At 65.8% G+C, this 20,200-nt stretch carries 14 protein-coding genes, 1 tRNA gene and 1 pseudogene; 11 read left to right on the top strand and 5 right to left on the bottom strand.

The window, feature by feature from the left end:
- Window positions 1–81: 81 nt before the first annotated feature.
- Both ABD974_RS13615 and ABD974_RS13610 read left to right on the top strand, forming a co-directional pair.
- Complete coding sequence (locus tag ABD974_RS13615) at window positions 82–1,353, top strand: TrbL/VirB6 family protein (RefSeq protein ID WP_345303875.1); 1,272 nt, start codon at window positions 82–84, stop codon at window positions 1,351–1,353.
- 73 nt (window positions 1,354–1,426) lie between these two features.
- Window positions 1,427–1,936, top strand: a complete 510-nt coding sequence (locus tag ABD974_RS13610) for a DUF4189 domain-containing protein (RefSeq protein WP_345303874.1) — start codon at window positions 1,427–1,429, stop codon at window positions 1,934–1,936.
- 382 nt (window positions 1,937–2,318) lie between these two features.
- Here the strand turns inward: ABD974_RS13610 and ABD974_RS13605 are convergent.
- The 5 genes and pseudogenes from ABD974_RS13605 to ABD974_RS13585 form a co-directional block, all read right to left on the bottom strand.
- Window positions 2,319–2,405: transfer RNA gene (locus ABD974_RS13605), tRNA-Leu, on the bottom strand.
- A 47-nt stretch (window positions 2,406–2,452) separates the two neighbouring features.
- Window positions 2,453–3,031, bottom strand: coding sequence for a cysteine dioxygenase family protein (locus ABD974_RS13600; RefSeq protein WP_345303873.1), 579 nt, complete (start codon window positions 3,029–3,031; stop codon window positions 2,453–2,455).
- Window positions 3,032–3,134: 103 nt separating this feature from the next.
- Window positions 3,135–4,862: a pseudouridine synthase gene (locus ABD974_RS13595; RefSeq protein ID WP_345303872.1), complete on the bottom strand. Its 1,728-nt coding sequence runs from the start codon at window positions 4,860–4,862 to the stop codon at window positions 3,135–3,137.
- A 61-nt stretch (window positions 4,863–4,923) separates the two neighbouring features.
- Window positions 4,924–5,661: pseudogene (scpB, locus tag ABD974_RS13590) on the bottom strand (SMC-Scp complex subunit ScpB); the annotation flags it as partial.
- Between the two features lie 59 nt (window positions 5,662–5,720).
- A complete protein-coding gene (locus ABD974_RS13585) occupies window positions 5,721–6,668 on the bottom strand; it encodes a segregation and condensation protein A (RefSeq protein WP_425562704.1) in 948 nt (315 codons plus the stop codon).
- Between the two features lie 555 nt (window positions 6,669–7,223).
- Between ABD974_RS13585 and ABD974_RS13580 the strand changes: the two genes are divergently transcribed.
- The 9 genes from ABD974_RS13580 (at window position 7,224) to ABD974_RS13540 (ending at window position 20,200) form a co-directional block, all read left to right on the top strand.
- Complete coding sequence (locus ABD974_RS13580) at window positions 7,224–7,523, top strand: YciI family protein (protein WP_345303871.1); 300 nt, start codon at window positions 7,224–7,226, stop codon at window positions 7,521–7,523.
- On the top strand, window positions 7,520–7,813 hold the full coding sequence (locus ABD974_RS13575; RefSeq protein WP_345303870.1) for a BolA family protein: 294 nt from the start codon (window positions 7,520–7,522) through the stop codon (window positions 7,811–7,813). The genes ABD974_RS13580 and ABD974_RS13575 overlap by 4 nt, the downstream gene beginning before the upstream one ends.
- Before the next feature lie 184 nt (window positions 7,814–7,997).
- Window positions 7,998–9,026, top strand: a complete 1,029-nt coding sequence (locus ABD974_RS13570) for a LacI family DNA-binding transcriptional regulator (RefSeq protein WP_345303869.1) — start codon at window positions 7,998–8,000, stop codon at window positions 9,024–9,026.
- Between the two features lie 124 nt (window positions 9,027–9,150).
- Window positions 9,151–12,120: a TonB-dependent receptor gene (locus tag ABD974_RS13565; protein WP_345303868.1), complete on the top strand. Its 2,970-nt coding sequence runs from the start codon at window positions 9,151–9,153 to the stop codon at window positions 12,118–12,120.
- A 120-nt stretch (window positions 12,121–12,240) separates the two neighbouring features.
- A complete protein-coding gene (locus ABD974_RS13560; protein WP_345303992.1) occupies window positions 12,241–13,716 on the top strand; it encodes a glucoamylase family protein in 1,476 nt (491 codons plus the stop codon).
- 9 nt (window positions 13,717–13,725) lie between these two features.
- Entirely contained in the window at window positions 13,726–14,997 is a 1,272-nt protein-coding gene (locus ABD974_RS13555) for a sugar ABC transporter substrate-binding protein (RefSeq protein ID WP_345303867.1), read from the top strand.
- Window positions 14,994–15,872, top strand: a complete 879-nt coding sequence (locus tag ABD974_RS13550; protein WP_345303866.1) for a carbohydrate ABC transporter permease — start codon at window positions 14,994–14,996, stop codon at window positions 15,870–15,872. Before ABD974_RS13555 ends, ABD974_RS13550 begins: the two co-directional genes overlap by 4 nt.
- A complete protein-coding gene (locus tag ABD974_RS13545; RefSeq protein WP_345303865.1) occupies window positions 15,869–16,717 on the top strand; it encodes a carbohydrate ABC transporter permease in 849 nt (282 codons plus the stop codon). The genes ABD974_RS13550 and ABD974_RS13545 overlap by 4 nt, the downstream gene beginning before the upstream one ends.
- A 351-nt stretch (window positions 16,718–17,068) precedes the next feature.
- Window positions 17,069–20,200 carry a discoidin domain-containing protein gene (locus ABD974_RS13540; protein WP_425562694.1) on the top strand — a complete coding sequence of 1,044 codons (3,132 nt, stop codon included), beginning with the start codon at window positions 17,069–17,071 and terminating at the stop codon, window positions 20,198–20,200.

The following is a 20,200-nucleotide window of genomic DNA, read 5'->3' as shown; positions in this document are numbered from 1 at the left end:
CATCTGCCGCACGCTCAAACCAGAATGTGTTGGCCCGTATCGGGCTGGATCAACTGATCAGAATATAGGCGGATTCCTATGATGAATGCGATGGCGGGCTGGATCATGAATGCGGGCGGGCAGTTGCTGGATGCACTGTTGCGGCCGCTTGCGCAGTCCATCGGCGATCTCGCCTATTTCGTGCTGATCTACGACTTCCTGCACGATGAGATCCAGGACTTCGGTCTCGATCTGATGGCGTCCGCGTCGGCGATCGTCGGCGCGTCGGCGCTGATCCTGATGACGATCTGGATCTTCTTCCAGGGCCTTCGCATCGTGACCGGCCAGAGTCGCGACTCGATGATGGGGCTGGTCATGAACTCGCTGCGCGCCACCCTGATCGTCGCCGCCGCAACCACGATCGGTGTCGCGGGGTCGAACATGCACGACTTCCTCACCGAGGACGTGCAGGGGGTCATCACCGAGATGGTGACCGGCGAAGCCGGCGAAACGCCGAAAAGCATGATCGACAAGAATCTGGCCTACATGCAGCTGGGTCTTTCCAGCATCGATGCACTGCAGGTGGTCAGCGATCCCAATCTGCATGCCGAAAAGAACCAGGCGATGTGGATGGTCGGTGTGGGCACCGCGGGGCCGGCGATGGTCGGTGGCGCGATGCTGCTGATGTACGACGTGATGATCGCGCTGTTCGTCGGCCTCGGCCCGATCTTCGTGCTCTGCCTGTTGTTCGACGCGACCAAATCCCTGTTCCAGCGTTGGCTGCTCTACGGAATCGGCACGATGTTCTCGGTCGCCGTGCTCGCCGCGATGATCGCGATCGCGACCAAGACCGTGCTCGCTGTCGCGGGCGCCTTCTGGTCTACGGCCCTGATCGGCAGCCTGCTCGGTTCGAATTTCACTGGCGGCATGAAGAGTACGGCGCTGCAGCAGGGCGGTATCGGTCTGCTGCTGACCGTTCTGCTGATCACCACACCGCCGATGGTGTCCAACTTCTTCCAGGGCGCGTTGGGCGGCTTCTCCAGCTATGCGGCGATCAGCGGCAGCCATGCCGCGAGCGGCGGCTGGGGCGGAGGCGGTGGCGGCCACCATAGAGGCGGTGGCGGCTATGGCAATACCTTCCAGGGCGGCGGGGGTTACGGCAGCGTCGCCTACGGCGATGGTGGTGGACGCGGTGGCGGTGGCCGCGGTGGTGATCGCAATGGCTCCCGGGATTATTACTCCGATGGGCAGCAATCGCCGCCTGCAGCTGCCTACAACAATCGAGCATCGATAGCGTCCACCGACTCTGGTGGGGGCGCTACCGCGCCTACCGGTAGGCGCGGGGTTGCGAGGGAAGAGCCACCGATAGCGTGATCCAATCTGTTCATCGATCATTTGGTGATTCCGCGCAACGATACGAGCGAACGTTCTCACTGAGTCAGCTGCCATGAAAGGATTGCTCGCGGGTCTTGCGATGTTGGTGCTCCTCGCCGTATCGGTGGATGCACGTGCTGAAGGACGTTGTCCGGATGGTTACTATCCGACCGGTGGTGCGGACGTAGGCTGGTACGGTTGTGCGCCCATGGGGCCGATGCCGGACGAGGGCGATGGCCCCAGTCAGCAGCAGCCTGACGAGCCTGGCTGGGAAACCCGCTGGGGTGCCATTGCCACCGCCGATGGTGCCTTCGGTGTAGCCAATGGCATGACGTCCAAACGTCGTGCCGAGAAGCAGGCACTGTCCGATTGCAAGGCGCGATCCAATGGAAAGCCCTGCAAATTGAAGCCCGCTTTCTACGATCAGTGCGCCGCTCTTGCTTGGGGGGACGACATGAACATCATGTTCCGATCGCCCGACCTGCAGGATGCGGAAGCCAGCGCCGTGCAGGTCTGCAGTCAGCACACGAACAATTGCAAAGTGTATTACTCGGCTTGCAGTTATCCACAGCGCGCGCAATGAAGCTTTGAACTATTCGAGCGGATGCACACTCAGCGATGACGAGAAGAAGGCCCTCACGGGGCCTTCTTTTTTATGAGTCGATGGGCGAGACCATGCGACATCGTTTTGTCGATCGATCACCAGCTGACGCGCTGAGTACAACTCGCCTCCTGCTGAGGCAAACGCTGCGTACTGTGTGGGGGGTTCGACGAGATCGACGCATTGTCTTGGTCTGGAGCGACAGGGCTACAGGCTGAATGGATGCTTCGACTGCCGAGGCGGATCGAGAAACAGCACTCGCCTGCCTTGCGTCGAACATGGACAGGAAATCCCGATGCGGGATCATCGGAGAATGCTGGGTACGCCCCAGATCATGAGACACGACGTGTTGCGCGTCGTTCGATGGTGCCGGAAGTGGGACTCGAACCCACACGCTTTTAAGGGCGGCGGATTTTGAGTCCGCTGCGTCTACCGATTCCGCCATTCCGGCGCGGGCCCGCATTATAGCCCACACAGGCTGCCGCGAGCCCGCGTCGCTCATGCAGCGTGGTCGAACTTCAACTGTTTGCTGGTATGGACATGCCAGCCGTCGCCGGACGCTTCGAAAATGCCGCAGCAGGTCATCGACCGCTTGTAGATGTGCAGCGAAACCGCGGTTTCGCTGTCGCTGGCGTTGCGAATGGTGTGGTACTCGTGCGGAGGAATCAGGCTCCCGGCGGAACCGGTCCCTGCGATCAGCGTGCCGACTTCGGTAAAACGGTAGCGCTCCCCGAGGCGCTCGCTGAGGTCGTATTGCGTGATTTCGAGTTGCCCGTGCCAGACGCCTTCGACGCACCAGAGGCCGGCATGGTCATGGATCGGTGTGCCTTGGCCGGGGCCCCAAGTCATCGCGATCACGTCGTATCCGTGCTGAGGGCTGTTGTACAACTCGCGGCGCGCGTAGTGTCCTTCCACCGGTTGCAGCACGCAGGCCGGGAGCTCGACGCTCCGTTCCCGCATCATCCGACAGAGACTGCTGCGCAAGGCCTGCACGACGGCGGCATCGTCGCCGAGGGCGACGGCCGCGTTGATGGTCTCGATCAGGTGCGCTCGGCCGTGGAAATCGTCGATCGCCATAACGAAACTCCATAACGGCATTCTGCCGGGTTATGTCCCGATTCTAGCAGCCGACCCCCTTCCCGGGCATCGGCCGCGTCTGCCGTCATGGTTGAAGCCGGGCTCAGCGATCGCCGCCCCTGAAACCGCCACCGCCGCCGCGCGGGCCGCGATTGCCACCGGGACGAGGACCACCCGGACGACCGCCGGGCTTGGGCGCGCCGCCCGGCCTGGAGCCGCCGGGTTTGGGGCCACCATGCTTCTGGGGAGGCCTCGGGCCGCGCGGCGCGCGCGGTCCCGGCTCGCCATAAGGATTAAAGCCGCCGCCATGGGCATGGTCGGAGGGGAAGCTGGGCACATTCCCGGGGTGGCCGTAGGGTTTCGCGGCGCGTGCCGGCTTCGGACCGCCGGGGCCGCGCGGACCGCGCGGCGCGTCGCCGAACCCGCCGGGGCCCCGTTCGCCGGCGAAACCTGCGCCCGCCGGACGGTCGCCGTAGCTGCGCTTGGGCTTCGGACCGCCAGGGCCGCGACTCTCGCCGCCGAAGCCGCCTGCTGCGCTCGCGTCGCGATCGCCGTAGGGCCGATTGCCGCCCGGGCGCGGGCCGCTTGGCTTCTTGGCGCCGAAAGGCTTCTTCGGGCCACGGGGATCTGCATTGCGATGGCCAGTGGGACCGGTGTCCACGCCATCCGGCACGTACCAGGTACGGAACGCGGCGGGATTGCCTTCCGGCAAGGGCTTCGGACCTTTCATCGTGCGCTGTTTGAACGGCTTGTTCTGCGACTGGCGGGCGGCCGCTTCGCCACTGACGGTCAGGTCGCCGCGCTTTTTCTTGTTGCCGAAACGGCCGCGGTCCTCGCGGACGTGATCGAAGCGGCGCAGTTCGCGGCCTTCATCGGCGGTGTTGTGGCCGTTGACGTAGGCCTGGCTGCGGCCTTCGCGACCGACGTGCACGGTGGCCTTCGCGGCCTTGCGCTGGCCGATCACCGGCTGCAGGGTCAGCGCCGGCGGCGGACCTTCCTCGAGATTCAGTTTCTTGCGCAGTGCGTCGACCTGCGCGGGCGGCAGCTCCTGGCTCTGACCGCGCAGCAGCGGTTGCGGCAGCGACACGTCGCCGTAGCGGATGCGTTTGAGACGGCTCACCTGGCAGCCCTGCGATTCCCAGAGCCGGCGCACTTCGCGATTGCGGCCTTCGCTGAGGGAGACGCGGAACCAGTCGTGCCGGCTTTCATCGGGCATGTTGGTGCCGCCGATGCGTTCGATCGCGTCGAACTTCGCCGGACCATCTTCCAGGGCCACACCGCGGCGCAGACGGTCGACGAGTTTGTCGGAGACCTCTTCTTCGCCTTCGGGCGCACGGACGCGGCAGACGTATTCGCGTTCGATCTCGAAAGAAGGATGCATCATCGCGTTGGCCAGCTCGCCGTCGGTGGTGAGCAGCAGCAGGCCGGTGGTGTTGATGTCGAGACGGCCGATGGCGATCCAGCGCGCGCCCTTGAGGACCGGCAGCGCTTCGAAGATCGTCGGACGACCTTCGGGATCCTCGCGGGTGGTCACTTCGCCTTCGGGCTTGTTGTAGATGAGCACGCGCGCCGGTTCGGTGAGCGCGCTGGCGACGAAGGTCTTGCCGTCGATCTCGATGCGATCGCCGCCCTTGACGCTCATGCCGATCTGGGCGGTTTCGCCGTTGACCTTGACCATGCCGTCGGCGATGCGCTGTTCCAGCGCGCGGCGGGAACCGAGGCCGGCCTGGGCCAGCACTTTGTGCAGGCGTTCTTCCATGCGCGGCGCTTCGGCGGGGGCATCCTTCTCGCGTTTGAGCGAAAGGGTGCGGGGTTGTTGTTCTTTCTTCATGTCAAGCTCCAGTGCTGTCGTCGTCTTCGACGAGGGCGGTGTGGGTGTCGACGGGCGCTGGTGCGTCGTCGTGGGGATGGGATCGGGAGGAAGTGTCGTCGTCGACGGCATCGCCGGCGTCTTCGCCGGTGTCTTCGTTCTGGTCGGTCGTGTCGCCGCCCGCATCGTCACCGTCCCCATCGTCGGGTTCGGCGTCGTCCTGCACGCCGGCGACGATGGCCGCGGGTTTCGGCGCGTCCGGATCCTCGAACGACAACTGCGGATCGAGTTCGCCGAAATCCTTGAGTTCGGACAGCGGCGGCAACTGATCGAGGCTCTTCAGTCCGAAGTAGTCGAGGAACGTGCGTGTGGTGCCGAGCAGTTCGGGGCGGCCCGGAACGTCGCGATGGCCGACCGAGCGGATCCATTCGCGTTCTTCGAGCGCCTTGATGATGTTGCTGCTGACCGCCACGCCGCGAACCTGCTCGATCTCGCCGCGGGTGATCGGCTGGCGGTATGCGATGATCGCCAGCGTTTCCAGCGTGGCGCGGGTGTACTTGGTCTGGCGCTCGCTCCACAACCGCGCAACCCAGGCATGGACATCGGACTGCACCTGGAAGCGATAACCGGACGCGGTTTCGGCCAATTCGATGCCGCGCTGCTCGCAGCTGGCGCGCAGGTCGGTCAGGGCCTGTTCGATGCTGCCTTCCGGCGCGGGCTCGTCGAGGGTGAACAGGCCGCGCAGCTGCACGATGGTCAGCGGCTGGCTGGCCGCGAGCAGGGCGGCCTCGACGATGCGGGTGATGAAGTGTTGATCCATGCGGTTCGTTCGTCAGCGGGAGTGGCGTCGCGCGCGATGCCGGGCGGCGATGCGGATGGTCATGGGCGGACGTCGCCGTCGGCCAGCGGAGCCGCGGCCGGTTCCTGCACGTCGTCGTCGAATTCGCTGCTCAGATCGGGCACCACGGCGTCGCCGTGTTCGCCCGCGGCCAGCGATTTCAGATAGATCGGCGCGAGCGGCGCTTCCTGGACGATGTCCAGCAACTGCTCCTTCGCCAGTTCGAGGATCGACAGGAAGGTGACCACCACACCGAGCTTGCCCTCGCGCGGCTCGAACAGCGATTCGAAGCGGTGGAAGCTGCCGTCGCCGAGGCGGGTCAGCACGTCGGTCATGCGCTGGCGGACGCTCAGGGCTTCGCGCTTGATCGAATGTCCGGTGAACAGCTCGGCGCGCTTGAGCACGTCGTGCAGGGCCAGCAGCATCTCCTTGAGCTGTACCGGCGGCGGCAGTTTCACGCTGCTGCGGTCCGGCACGAAGGCGGCCGCCGGCGAGGTGTCGCGATCCATGCGGGGCAGGGCGTCGAGGTCTTCGGCGGCCTGTTTGAAGCGTTCGTAATCCTGGAGCCGGCGGACCAGATCGGCGCGGGGATCGTCCTCGGCGTTCTCGTCGCTGGGCGGGCGGGGCAACAGCATCCGCGATTTGATCTCGGCGAGGATCGCGGCCATCACCAGGTATTCGGCGGCCAGCTCGAAGCGCATCTCGCGCATCACCCCGATGTAGTCCACGTACTGCTTGGTGATCTCCGCGACCGGGATGTCGAGGATGTCGAGGTTCTGGCGGCGGATGAGATACAGCAGCAGGTCGAGCGGGCCCTCGAAGGCTTCGAGAATGACTTCCAGTGCGTCCGGGGGAATGTAGAGATCCTGCGGGATCTGCAGCACCGGCTGGCCGAGCACGGTCGCCAGCCGCATCTCGTGCTGCTGCGGTGCGTGCGGCGGGGGCGCCTGAGATTGCGGAGCCTGCGGCACGACCGCGTCGTCCTGCATCGCGGCAGGCGCGTCGGGCGCGGTTTCAGTGCTCATTCGACGGGAAGATCATGGGTTCTGGCATTCGACGGCGGAAGCGATCGACGAGGAGGCGGGTCGGCGTTCGGCGACGCGGGAGCGGCCGCATCGTGCGACCGCGAGGGCGTGGCGTCGTCGTCATCGCGGACGGCGGGCGACACATCGCCGATGTCGACCAGGGGAGCGGCGGACCGCGGGCCGGGCGTGCAACGGCTGAAGTTGCGGGTGCATGTCCCGTTCGGGTGGGCGCGGGTCATGCGGGGCGGATCGAAGGCAACGACCAAGACCACGGCACCCACCCTGACCTGAGGGTGGCGCGAACGGGTCTGGCGCAGGCCGGGGGCCGGATGGGGGTGACAGAGAACCTCGGTCGGGGGCGGGAAGCCGCGCTGCGGCTTCTGCACGCCATCGAGGGCATGACACGGCCGGCCTCGAAACGATGGGCCAAGAGTACGGGCTGGGGGGCCGGCTGTCCAGCGCGACCCACCCGGCCCACGGATATATCCTTGTCTATCCAGAAGATCGAGATCCATTCGCATGTGGTACGCCATCGAGGGCTATGACGCCCCGCAATCGCTCGACGCCCGCCTGCAGGCGCGGCCGGCGCATCTGGCCCGATTGAATGCGTTGAAGGACGCAGGCCGTCTCCTCCTGGCTGGCCCGTGTCCCGCCATCGATGCCGAAGACCCGGGCCCGGCGGGGTTCAGCGGCAGCATCGTGATCGCCGAATTCGAAACCCTCGCCGCGGCGCGCGCCTGGGCCGATGCGGATCCCTATGTCGATGCCGGCGTCTATGTCCGCGTCGAGGTTCGCCCGTTCCGGCAGGTGTTGCCATGAGCGGCGGCGTACCCGTCGGTCCGCTGCCGCGCGAGGCCCGTGTCGACGCCATCCGTCGACTGCTCGAAGCCGCGTTCTCGCCGACGGTGCTTGAGGTGATCGACGACAGCCATCGCCATGCCGGCCATGAAGGCGCCCGCGACGGCCGCGGACATTTCAGCGTGCACCTGGTCAGCCCTGCGTTCGCGGGAATGACCCCGATCGCCAGACACCGCGCGGTCTACGCCGCCCTCGGCGGATTGATGCAGACCGATATCCATGCGCTTTCGATTCGGGCGACGAGCGAATGATGCTGCGTCGCAGCATTTTTCCGGCATCGCATGAGGGTCCGCGCCGCCAGTAAAAACGTCGATGGATCAATCGGTTGGACGCTGTCCTCGAGATATCGCATCGATGCCTTGACATGGCTTTACATGGTTTTGTGAAAACGGTTACATTGCCCTGAGACGAACTCCGTCAGCAGGGAACCGGGCGATGGCATCCAGTGTGACGATCAGAGATGTGGCGCGACTGGCTAAGGTATCGGTGGCCACCGTGTCGCGGGCGCTCAACGGTCACGACAACGTCACCGAGGGCGTGCGCCGCCGCGTGCTGGCCGTCGCCCACGAACTTCGTTACAGCCCGCACCACGCCGCGCGCAGCCTCAGCAGTCGGCGCACCCACACCATCGGCGTGGTGCTGCCGGATCTGCACGGCGAATTCTTTTCCGAACTGATGCGCGGCATCGATCTGGTCGCGCGCGAATGCGGTCTGCATCTGCTGGTGTCGAGCTATCACGGCCATCCGGAAGAACAGGCCTCCGCGCTGCGTGCGATGCGCGGGCGCGTCGACGGTTTGCTGGTGATGTCGCCGCACGCCGGCGATCTGGATTTCCTCAGCGAGAATCTCGCCGCGCTGCCGGCGGTGCTGATCAATTCGCAGCCGACCGATACCGACCAGATCGCGTTCGGCATCGACAACTACGGCGGCGCGCGGGCGATGGTCGAACATCTGCTCGCGGCCGGGCATCGCCGCATCGCGTTCGTCGCCGGGCCGCCGAACAACTTCGACGCCTACGAGCGTCTGCGCGGCTATCGCGACGCACTGCTCGCCGCCGATGCGTCCGCCGAGCCATGGGTGGTGCCGGGCGATTTCGGCGAAGCCTCGGGCCATGCCGCGGGACAGGCGTTGCTGGCGGCCGCGCAGCGTCCGCAGGCGGTGTTCGCCGCCAACGACATGATGGCGCTGGGTTGCCTGTTCGCCTTCAGCCAGGCGGGCGTGCGGGTGCCGGACGAGATCGCGCTGGCCGGCTTCGACGACATCCCGCTCGCGCGCTACGTGATGCCGTCGCTGACCACGATGCGCGTGAACATCGCCGAGCTCGGCGCGCATGCGATGCGCGTGCTGCTCGATGTGTACGCAGGCCAGGATGTGCGCGCGCGGCTGGTGCCGCTGGTGCCGGAATTGATCGTGCGCGAATCCAGCGAGCCGAAGGCGGCGAGGGGGGCTTCGGGTCGCGAGTGAGGGAAAGGATTGCGGTTTTTTTTGATCGAGGATGTAACCGGTTACAGCTTGTGGATTCCGCTTCGGTTCCATCCGTTTCCAGAACAACTCAAGAAGTCAGCATGCCCTCGGGAGGGGCGAAGTCATGAACCAACCACGTCGTCAGACACCCCAACGGTTCCAGCGTTCGCTGCTGAGCTGCGCGTTGGCCAGTTGCCTGTTGTTCGGCGCCCCCGCCGCGTTCGCGCAGTCCACCGGCGCCACGGTCCGCGGCCAGGCCGCGGCCGATGCCAAGGTCACCGCCACCAATGTCGCCACCGGCTTCAGCCGCAGCGTCGAGGCCGGCGGCAGCGGCGGCTATTCGCTGGTCGGCCTGCCGCCCGGCACCTACCGCATCAGCGTCGAATCCGGCGGACAGACTTCCACCCACGACGTGACCCTGCGCGTGGGCGAAACGGTGACGCTGGACGCCGACGACGCGAAACCCGAAGGCGATCTCGACACCGTGGTCGTGGTGGGCACCGTGCTGGCCGAGACCAAGACCTCGGAAGTGGCGACGTATGTGAGCAAGAAGCAGATCGAGTCGTTGCCGCAGAATTCGCGGAACTTCCTTGCATTCGCCGATATTGTTCCGGGTGTGGTCTTCACTACCGGAAACGAGGGTTCGACCTCGCTGCGCAGCGGCGCGCAGCTGTCCAATGGAATCAATGTCTACGTCGATGGCGTTGGCCAGAAAGATTACATCCTGAAGGGAGGCATCACCGGCCAGGATTCCAGTCGCGGCAATCCGTTTCCGCAGCTCGGTATCGCCGAGTACAAGGTCATCACTTCGAACTACAAGGCCGAGTACGATCAGTTGAGCAGCGCTGCGATCACCGCGGTCACTCAATCCGGCACCAACGATTTCAAGGGCAGCTTTTTCTGGGACAACGTCGCCAGCGAGTGGGTGTCCCGCACCGTGCGCGAAGACAAGGGTCTCGATCGCAAGCCGCGAAGCAAGGATACCCAGTACGGCGTGTCCTTCGGAGGACCGATCCTCCGCGATCGTCTGCATTTCTTCCTGGCCTACGAGGCCAAGGATCGCGACGATCCGCGCCAGATCGATCCGGGGCGCAATTTCGAGATCGAAGATCTGCCGCCGCAATTCCGCGACGAAGCGCGCAATACCACCAATGCTCCCTTCCGCGAAGACCTTTACTTCGGCAAGCTCGATTGGTCCCTCTCCGAGGAACATCTGCTCCAGTTGACGCTCAAGCGTCGAGAGGAGGACGAGTTGACCAACATCGGCGGCCAGAACCTGTCCTCCAGCGGTACGCTCAAGACCGGCGATGAGACGCGCGCCGATCTGCGTTGGCAGTGGAGCACTGCGAACTGGGTCAATGACGCGCATCTGACTTTCGAGGACGCCAATTTCGCGCCGCGCACCGCTTCGACGGAAAACGGCTACCTGCTGTTCATTCCGCGGGCCGGTGAAGAAGCGAACAACAATCCCGGGATGGACCAGATCATTCGCCGCGGTGGCGGCGGCGATTTCCAGGACAAGGGCCAGAAAGGGTACTCGCTGCAGAACGATTTCACCTTCACGGGATGGGATCGACACACTGTCAAGTTCGGCGTCAAGTACAAGCTGATCGATATCTCCGCGTTCGAACAGAGTCCGTACACACCGCAGTTCCGATACGATGGCCTGCGCAGCCTGACCGTACCGTATTTCGTGCAGTTCTCCGCTTCCGGAAACGGCTATCCGACCAAGGTCGAGTCAAACAGCAAGCAATTCGGAATCTACCTGCAGGACGATTGGGAAGTGACCGACAAGCTGACGCTCAATCTTGGCCTGCGCTGGGACTACGAGCGAACTCCGAGCTACGAAGATCACGTCACGCCGGCCGGCCTCGTCTCTGCGCTGCAGGCTTGGCCGAACATCAACAATGGCAACGTCGACTACGACTACAACGACTACATCAGCACCGGCAAAAACAGGAAAGCCTTCAAGGACGCCTGGCAGCCGCGCATCGGATTCTCGTACGACATCGGCGGCGACGAGCGGCATGTGATCTTCGGCGGTGCCGGCCGCTCCTATAATCGCAATCAGTTCGATTATCTGTCCTACGAGAAGTACCGTCTCGCGTTCCAGCGCTATGAGCTCAACTTCAATACGCCCGGCCATACCTGTACCGTCGGACCGACCTGCTTCAACTGGGATCCGAGCTATCTCGATCCTGCCAACCTGGCCGCACTGGTCGCCGGTACTTCGAACGGTGCCGAGGTCTTCCTCATCAACAACGAACTGAAGACCCCGTATTCGGATCAGTTCAGTATCGGGATGCGCAATGCGTTCCAGCTGTTCGGACACGACTGGAATTCTTCCGTAACGCTGCTCCACATCCGCAGCCACGACGGCATCCTCTTCACCATGGGCAACCGCTATCCCAACGGCGAGTTCCGCAACAATCCCGCGCTGGACTGGGGCGGTCAGCCCTGGGGCGAGTCGCTGCCGGGCTGGGGGCGATTCTTCCTCGGCGACAACGCGGTGGAGACGCGCCTGAATTCGCTGCTTCTTTCCCTGGAGAAACCTTACACGCGCGAATCGCACTGGGGAGTGAGCCTGGCCTATACCTACAGTGATGCAGAAGAGAATCGCAGCAATTCCGATCAGTTCTCGTTCGACTATCCGAACCTCGACGGTGTGGCTTTCACGGATGCGCTGGGCGTCTCCAAGCACCGTCTGGTGGCGACGGGCATCGCCGACTTCTGGGGCATCACGGCTTCTGCAAAGCTCACCCTGGCCAGTCCAAAAGCCGTCGAAGCGATCAACTGCTACGAAGTGACCGTTACCGGAAACTGTTATTTCGATCCGTTCCGTCCTGATGGCACCATCGCCTACAAGCAGCTCGACATCGCGCTGCAGAAGGAATGGGATACCGGTTCGGACATCAAGCTTCGCGTTCGGGGCGATTTCCTGAATGTCTTCAACTGGCGCAATTACGGCGCTGGTGAATACTCGAACTGGCGCGGTTGGGACGGAAGTCCGGACGCCAACTTCGGGCGCCGGACCGGCGACGGCATCGAGCGTCCGACCCGCACCTTCAAGTTGTCTTTCGGTCTGGTCTGGTAATCGTCGAATGATCGTCGACAACGGCCGTCCGTACGCGACGGGCGGCCGTTCCCTCCCTCGATACCGGAGCATCGTTTGAATCGTTTTGCGTTCGGCCTTCGCTGCCGCATCGTCGCCGGGATGGGCGTGTGCCTCTCTCTCGCACTCCTCGCAGGTTGCCGGCACGCCCCCGGGCCGGCGACGCCTGCGCTCCCGACGGCGTCTTCTTTTTCCGGTGCGGCGACGCCGCTGCCGCCGGTCTTCGACGACATCGAGCGGCGCACGTTCGACTATTTCTGGGAAACGACCGAAGCGGGTACCGGGCTCGCGCCGGATCGTCATCCCTCGCGGCCGTTCTCCAGCATCGCGGCGATCGGTTTCGCGCTGACGGCCTATCCGATCGGCGCGGAGCGGGGCTGGATCACCCGCGGGCAGGCGGCCGAGCGCACGCTCGCCACGCTGCGGTTCCTGCATGATGCGCCGATGGGTCCGGAAGCCGTGGGGCGTTCGGGTCACCGCGGTTTCTACTATCACTTCCTCGACATGCGCAGCGGGCAGCGATTCGACAAGTGGGTCGAACTGTCGAGCGTGGACACCGGCCTGATGATGATGGGCGTGCTGTTCGCGCAGAGTTACTACGATGGCGACGACGCGCGCGAGCGCGAGATCCGCGGTCTCGCCGAGACGCTGTACGGCCGGGTGGAATGGGACTGGATGCGGCCGCGCGCGCCGCTGATCTCGATGGGCTGGAATCCGGAGACGCAGTCCTTCATCGATCACGACTGGAAGGGCTACAACGAAGCGATGCTGGTCTATGTGTTGGCGCTGGGCTCGCCCACGCATCCGGTGGAACCGGAAGCCTGGACTGCGTGGACCCGCAGCTATGACCGCAACTGGGGCGAATTCCAGGGGCAGACGCATCTGCGCTTCGGGCCGCAGTTCGGTCATCAATACAGTCACGTCTGGATCGATTTCCGCGGCATCCGGGATGCGTACATGCGCGACAAGAGCCTGCGCGACAGCGGGCTCGACTATTTCGAGAACAGCCGGCGCGCGACCCTGGCGCAGCACGCCTACGCGGTGGCCAATCCGATGGACTGGAAAGGCTACGATGACAAGGTCTGGGGCCTGACCGCCAGCGATGGTCCGCAGGGCACGCGCCAGACCTGGCGCGGGCAGACGCGCGAATTCCGCGGTTACAGCGCGCGGGGTCCCGGGCCGGTCGACGGTTTCGACGACGGTACGCTCGCGCCGACCGCGGCATTGGCATCGCTGCCGTTCGCGCCGGATCTGGTGATTCCCGCCGCGGAAGCCATGCGCGCGCGCTACGGCGACGATCTCTACGGTCGCTATGGGTTCCTCGACGCGTTCAACCCGAGCTTCGAATACGACGTGGCGCTGGTCACGGGCAAGGTCGTGCCCGGCAAGGGCTGGTTCGCCAGCGATTATCTGGGCATCGACCAGGGGCCGGTCCTCGCGATGATCGCCAACCACCGCGACGGTTTCGTCTGGAACGTGATGAAGCGCAATCCGCACATTCGCCGCGGGCTGGAGCGCGCGGGTTTCCGCGGCGGGTGGCTGGAGGCGCCGGCCGCGCCGGTCGCTCCGGCGCGCTAAAGTCGACGCATGCGCATCCTGATCGCGATCTTCTGCGTGGTGCTGGCGACGGCAGGGTGCCGCCGCGCCGACGAGCGAACGACGATCCGCTTCTGGGCGATGGGCCGCGAGGCGGAAGTGGTCGGTGCGCTGATTCCGCAGTTCGAGCGCGAGCATCCCGGACTGCGGGTGGAACTGCAGCAGGTGCCATGGACGGCGGCACACGAGAAGCTGCTCACCGCCTACGCCGCGGATGCGCTGCCCGACATCTGCCAGCTCGGCAACACCTGGGTGCCGGAATTCGCGGAGCTGAACGCGCTGGCGCCGCTGGAACCCTATGTGCGCGCATCGAAGGTCGTGGTGCCGGACGATTATTTCCCGGGCATCTGGGACACCAATGTCGTCGACGGCCGGCTCTACGGTGTGCCGTGGTACGTCGACACGCGACTGATGTTCTACCGCAAGGATCTGCTCGCCGCCGCCGGCTACGACGCGCCGCCGCGCACCTGGGACGAGTGGATGGCGGCGATGACCGCGATCAAGCGTCAGCGCGGCAAGGATCGCTATGCGGTGCTGCTGCCGTTGAACGAGTTCGAGCAGTTGCTGTCGCTCGCGCTGCAGCAGGACGATCCGCTGCTGCGCGACGGGCAGGGCAATCTCGACAGTCCGGGGTTCCGTCGCGCGCTGGCGTTCTACGCCGGCATGTTCGAAGCCGATCTGGCGCCGCCGATGTCGGAGACCCAGATCTCCAACGTCTGGGACGAATTCTTCAACGGCCTGTTCGTGTTCTACGTTTCCGGGCCGTGGAATATCCGCGAATTCAAAAAACGGGCGCCGAAAGGGCTGGAGGGCGCGTGGGGCACCGCGCCGCTGCCCGGTCCGGATGGTCTTGGTGCGGGCATCGCCGGCGGCACCAGCCTGGTGCTGTTCCGACAGTCGCCGCGCAAGCGCGAGGCCTGGGCCTTCGTCGAATTCCTGTCGCGGCCCGAGATCCAGCAGAAGTTCCATGCCGAGATCGGCGACCTGCCGCCGCGGCGCAGCACCTGGGAACATCCGTCGCTGCGCACCGATCCCTATGCCGCGGCGTTCCGCGACCAGCTCGAACGCGTGAAGCCCACGCCGAAAGTGCTGGAGTGGGAGCGCATCGTGCAGGAGATGCGGCTCGCCAGCGAACGCGTGGTGCGCGGGGGGCAGTCGCAGGACGCCGCCGTGCGCCGGCTCGATGCAAGCGTCGACGCCATGCTCGAAAAGCGGCGCTGGGTCGAAGCGCGCCGCGCCGCGGGCGCGGAGTCGGCGCCGTGAGGCCGTCGCTCGCTGCCTGGACCTTCGTCGGCCCGGCGCTGGCGGTGCTCGCGGTGTTCTTCGGCCTGCCGGTGCTGGCCGCGCTGTTCCTGAGTCTCAGCGATTTCGACCTCTACGCGCTGGCGGACTGGGACAACCTGCGCTTCGTCGGTCTAAACAATTATTTCGAATTGCTGCAGACGCCGCTGTTCTGGAAATCGCTGGGCAACACCTTCTATTTCGTGCTGGTCGGCGTGCCGCTGTCGATCACGGTGTCGCTGGGGGCCGCGCTGCTGCTGAACGCACCGGTGACGCGTTTCCGCGCGTTCTTCCGCACGGCATTGTTCGCGCCGGTGGTCACCACGCTGGTCGCGGTGGCGGTGATCTGGCGCTATCTGTTCCACACCAGCTACGGCCTCGTGAACTGGGCGCTGGGGCATGTCGGCATCGCGCCGGTGGATTGGCTGGGCGATCCGGACTGGGCGATGCCCACGATCATCCTGCTCGCGGTGTGGAAGAACTTCGGCTACAACATGGTGATCTTCCTCGCGGGGCTGCAGGCGATCCCGCAGGATCTCTACGAAGCCGCGCGCATCGACGGCGCGTCGCGGCGCCGGCAGTTCTGGCACATCACGCTGCCGATGCTGGGCCCGGTGCTGATGGTCGTCGGCGTCATCACGGTCGCCGGTTATTTCCAGTTGTTCGCGGAACCCTACGTGATGACCCGTGGCGATCCGCTGCAGAGCACGGTCAGCGTGCTGTACTTCATGTTCGAGGAAGGCTTCCGCTGGTGGAATCTCGGCCGCGCGTCGGCGGTCGCATTCCTGCTGTTCCTGATCATCTTCGCGATCACCACGCTGATGATGCGGCTGGGCCGCAGGAAGGGACTGGTATGAGCGCCGGCAACGGTCGCGTGGTCGGCGACTCGCGCACGCACGCGTGGCTGGTCCATGCCGGGCTGCTCGCGCTGACCCTGCTCAGCCTCGCGCCGCTGCTGTGGATGCTGTCGGTCTCGTTCATGCCGACCGGCGGCGCCAGCCGCTTTCCGCCGCCGCTGCTGCCGTCGGCGCCGACGCTGGACAATTACCGCGCGCTGTTCGAACGCATCGGCATGGGCGGCTATTTCCTCAACAGCGTGCTGGTCTCGACCGCGATGACCCTGCTGTCGCTGCTGATCAACGCGATGGCCGGCTACGCGTTCGCCAAGCTGCGCTTCGCCGGGCGCGAACGGATCTTCAAGCTGCTGCTGGCCGCGCTGGTGATCCCGTCGCAGGTGGCGATGCTGCCGCTGTTCCTGATGCTGAAACAGATGGGGATGGTGAACAGTTACGCCGGTGTGATCGTGCCGGGGCTGGCGTCGATCTTCGGCATTTTCCTCGTGCGCCAGTACGCGCGCTCGATTCCGGACGAATTGATCGAAGCCGCGCGCATCGACGGGGCGGGGGAGTGGCGGATCTTCGCTTCGATCGTGCTGCCGATGCTCAAGCCGGTGCTGGTGACGCTGGCCATCTTCACCTTCATGGGCAGCTGGAACGATTTCATGTGGCCGCTGATCGTGCTGACCGATCAGTCGAACTACACCCTGCCGGTCGCGCTGGCCTCGCTTTCGCGCGAACACATCCAGGACGTCGAGATGATGATGGCCGGCGCCGTGCTCACGGTGCTGCCGGTGCTGCTGCTGTTCCTGATGCTGCAGCGCTATTACATCCAGGGCCTGATGCTCGGGAGCGTGAAGGGGTGAGCGGCCACGTTTGCGCGCCACCGGCGCGCGTGGCAGCGAACGCCCGTGCATGGATGCACGGGCCGGGCGACCCGCAGCCCGTCACGTTTCGCCATGGATGGCATCGAACGCTCTGCGCGCACTCGTGCGTGTGGCCGGGCCATCCGCAGCCCATGGCGCTGCGCCATGGACGGCAACGCACTCCAGGCCGCCTCCGAAAAATGAGTTCGTCATCCCGGCGCAAGCCGGGATCCAGCCGTGATGATTTTTTCGCCGCTCGATTCCCGAAAAGCTGGACCCCGGCTTTCGCCGGGGCGACGAATGGTTCAGGCCTTCTTCGAGGCTTTGCCTACGCAACGAGAGAACGATTCGATGGCAGATAGCTTCCACCGCTACATGATGGTTTGCCTGTTGGCAGTGATCGGCAGTGCCCAGGCGAAAGACCACGGGCATACGCTCGATACCTTCGACGACCCCGCGCAGTGGCGCGTCATCGCCTCCACCCAGGTCAGCGGCACCCTCCGTGCCGACGGCGGCGCGCTCTGCCTCGACTACGATTTCAACGGCGTGTCAGGGTACGTCGGCCTCCAGCGCGATGTCGCCATCGATTACCCGGAGAACTACCGGTTCGATTTCAACATCCGCGGCGAGTCGCCGGCGAACGATCTGCAGTTCAAGCTCATCGATGCCAGCGGCGACAACGTCTGGTGGGTGAATCGCCCGCGCTACGCGTTCCCGCGCGACTGGACTGCCGTGCGCTACAAGCGCAGGCAGATCGGCAAGGCCTGGGGGCCGGGCGCCGATCCCGCGCTGCGCGCCAGCGCGAAACTCGAGTTCACGCTCAACAACAGCGCCGGCGGCAAGGGCCGCGTCTGTTTCGACGATCTGCGCTTCACCGCGCTGCCGCCGGATGCGACCGAGCCGAAGATCGCATCGGCGCGCGCGACGGCCGCCGGCCGCGATGCGGCGAAGGCGGTCGATGGCGATCCGTCCACGGCGTGGCGCGCGCGCGGCCGACAGCGTCTGTCGCTGGACCTCGGCGCATCCACCGAATTCGGCGGCCTGCGCCTGGACTGGTCCGATGGCGCGCAGCCAGCCGCCTACGCGGTGCTCGCGTCGGACGACGGTCGCGTCTGGCGCACGCTGCGCGAGGTCGTGGGCAGCGACGGCGGCCGCGACTGGATCGCGCTGCCGGAATCCGAGACGCGCCATCTCGCGATCGAAGTCCGCGGCGACGATGCGCACACAACTGCACTCGCCGAGGTCCGCGTCGAACCGCTCGCGTTCGCGGCCACGCCCAACGATTTCGTCGCTTGGGTGGCGAAGGATCGGCCGCGCGGCCGATTCCCGCGCGGATTCAGCGGCGAACAGGCGTACTGGACGATCCTTGGCGTCGATGGCGGTCTCGAACAGGGGCTGATCGGCGAGGACGGCGCGATCGAAGTCGCCAAGGGTGGTTTCAGCATCGAGCCGTTCCTGCGGGTCGACGAAGCATCATTGAGTTGGGCCGATGTCCAGGCGTCGCAGTCGCTGCAGGACGGCTATCTGCCGATCCCGAGCGTCGACTGGTCGCATCCCGATGCGCAGCTGCGCACGACCGCATTCGTCGACAGCGATGCGTCCGGCCGGCGCACGCAGATCGTCGCGCGCTACGTGCTGCGCAATCCGGGCGCGACCGCGCACGACTACACGCTGGCGCTCGCGGTGCAGCCGTTCCAGGTGAATCCGCCGAGCCAGTTCCTCAACACCACCGGCGGCGTCAGCCGGATCGCTTCGCTGGCCTTCTCCAACGACGGCGTCGTGCGCGTCGACGGCCGCCCGCGCGTGTATGCGCAGCGCGCGCCGGACGCCGCGTTCGCGACGCCGTTCGATGCCGGCATGGCGGCCGAGCATCTGGCCTCCGCGCGCCTGCCGTCGGCCCAGGCCGTGGACGATCCGACCGGTCTGGCGTCGGGCGCGATGCTGTATCGCTGGCGGCTCGCGCCGGGCGAATCGCGCGAGGTCGCCGTCGTGATTCCGATGTCGGGCGAGCCGTTCTGCGAACAGGCTCCCTGCGTCGCGGAACAGCGCCAGTCGGTCGTGGCCGGGCGCTGGCGCGCGAAGCTCGACGGCGTGCGTTTCGTCGTGCCCGAGGAAGGCCGGCCGCTGGTCGACACCCTGCGCACATCGCTCGCGCATCAGCTGATTTCGCGCATCGGCCCGCGGTTGCAGCCGGGTACGCGCTCGTACGCGCGAAGCTGGATCCGCGACGGCGCGATGATCGCCGAGGGTCTGCTGCGGATGGGCCGAGAGGATGCGGTGCTCGAATACCTCGACTGGTATGCGCCGTTCCAGTTCGAGAACGGCAAGGTCCCGTGCTGCGTCGACGACCGCGGCAGCGATCCGGTGCCGGAGAACGACAGCCACGGCGAACTGATCTTCGCCATCGCCGACTATGCCCGCCACACCGGCGACGATGCCTTCCTGCGCCGGATGTGGCCGCACGTCCGCGGTGCGTTCGGCTACATGGAAACGCTGCGCGCCAGCGAGCGCACCGAGGCGAACCGCGCGGTCGATCCCGCGTTCTACGGGATGATGCCGGTCTCGATCAGTCACGAAGGTTATTCGGCCAAGCCGATGCATTCGTACTGGGACAATTTCTGGGCGCTGCGCGGCTACAAGGACGCGGTGTGGATCGCCGAGCGCCTCGGCGAGCGCGACGAGGCAGCGCGCATGGCCCCGGCCCGCGACGAATTCCGCGCGGACCTCGACGCCTCGCTGCGCGCGGCGACCGCGCGCCACGGCATCGATTACCTGCCGGGCGCCGCGGAACTCGGCGATTTCGACCCGACCTCGACCACCATCGCGCTGGCGCCGGGCGGCGAACAGCATCGCCTGCCGCAGGATCTGCTGCGCAACACCTTCGAGCGCTATTGGCGCGAGTTCGTGCAGCGTCGCGACGGCCAGCGCGCGTGGAAGGACTACACGCCCTACGAATGGCGCAACGTCGGTGCGTTCGTGCGCCTGGGCTGGCGCGAACGGGCCTGGGATGCGCTGCGCTTCTTCTTCGACGACCGCGCGCCGCGCGGCTGGAACCAGTGGGGCGAAGTGGTCTCGCGCACGCCGCGCAAACCCTTCTTCCTCGGCGATCTGCCGCATGCGTGGGTGGCCTCGGATTTCATGCGCTCGGCGCTGGACATGTTCGCCTATTACCGCGAGGCCGACGACCGGCTGGTGCTCGCGGCGGGCATCCCGGCGTCGTGGCTGGCGGGCGAGGGCATCGCGATCGACGGCCTGCGCACGCCGCAGGGCGGGTTCGGTTACGCGCTCCGTCGGGACGGCGAGCGCCTGCTGCTGATGCTGGAAGCGGGCAGCGAACTGCCCACCGGTGGCGCCGCGCTACCGTGGCCACTGGGCGATGCTCGGCCCGGGCGCACCACCATCGATGGGCGGCCGGCCGAATGGCGCGGCGACGAGTTGTGGATCCCGGCTGGCGCGCGGGCGGTGGTCGTCGAATCGCGCTGA

Source organism: Lysobacter hankyongensis (assembly GCF_039543145.1).
Classification (GTDB): Bacteria; Pseudomonadota; Gammaproteobacteria; order Xanthomonadales; family Xanthomonadaceae; genus Lysobacter_I; species Lysobacter_I hankyongensis.
The sequence above is the reverse complement of the archived record's forward strand: the minus strand, read 5'-3'. Positions and strand labels throughout refer to the sequence as shown.

Bases quoted from the DNA above. Each gene is read 5' to 3' on its own strand.
- ABD974_RS13555 (WP_345303867.1), top strand. From the start codon at position 13,726: ATGCGCATCCTGATCGCGATCTTCTGCGTGGTGCTGGCGACGGCAGGG.
- ABD974_RS13615 (WP_345303875.1), top strand. From the start codon at position 82: ATGAATGCGATGGCGGGCTGGATCATGAATGCGGGCGGGCAGTTGCTG.
- ABD974_RS13560 (WP_345303992.1), top strand. From the start codon at position 12,241: ATGGGCGTGTGCCTCTCTCTCGCACTCCTCGCAGGTTGCCGGCACGCC.
- ABD974_RS13585 (WP_425562704.1), bottom strand. From the start codon at position 6,668: ATGCAGGACGACGCGGTCGTGCCGCAGGCTCCGCAATCTCAGGCGCCC.
- ABD974_RS13545 (WP_345303865.1), top strand. From the start codon at position 15,869: ATGAGCGCCGGCAACGGTCGCGTGGTCGGCGACTCGCGCACGCACGCG.
- ABD974_RS13595 (WP_345303872.1), bottom strand. From the start codon at position 4,862: ATGAAGAAAGAACAACAACCCCGCACCCTTTCGCTCAAACGCGAGAAG.
- ABD974_RS13575 (WP_345303870.1), top strand. From the start codon at position 7,520: ATGAGCGGCGGCGTACCCGTCGGTCCGCTGCCGCGCGAGGCCCGTGTC.
- ABD974_RS13600 (WP_345303873.1), bottom strand. From the start codon at position 3,031: ATGGCGATCGACGATTTCCACGGCCGAGCGCACCTGATCGAGACCATC.
- ABD974_RS13540 (WP_425562694.1), top strand. From the start codon at position 17,069: ATGGCAGATAGCTTCCACCGCTACATGATGGTTTGCCTGTTGGCAGTG.
- ABD974_RS13565 (WP_345303868.1), top strand. From the start codon at position 9,151: ATGAACCAACCACGTCGTCAGACACCCCAACGGTTCCAGCGTTCGCTG.
- ABD974_RS13610 (WP_345303874.1), top strand. From the start codon at position 1,427: ATGAAAGGATTGCTCGCGGGTCTTGCGATGTTGGTGCTCCTCGCCGTA.
- ABD974_RS13570 (WP_345303869.1), top strand. From the start codon at position 7,998: ATGGCATCCAGTGTGACGATCAGAGATGTGGCGCGACTGGCTAAGGTA.
- ABD974_RS13580 (WP_345303871.1), top strand. From the start codon at position 7,224: ATGTGGTACGCCATCGAGGGCTATGACGCCCCGCAATCGCTCGACGCC.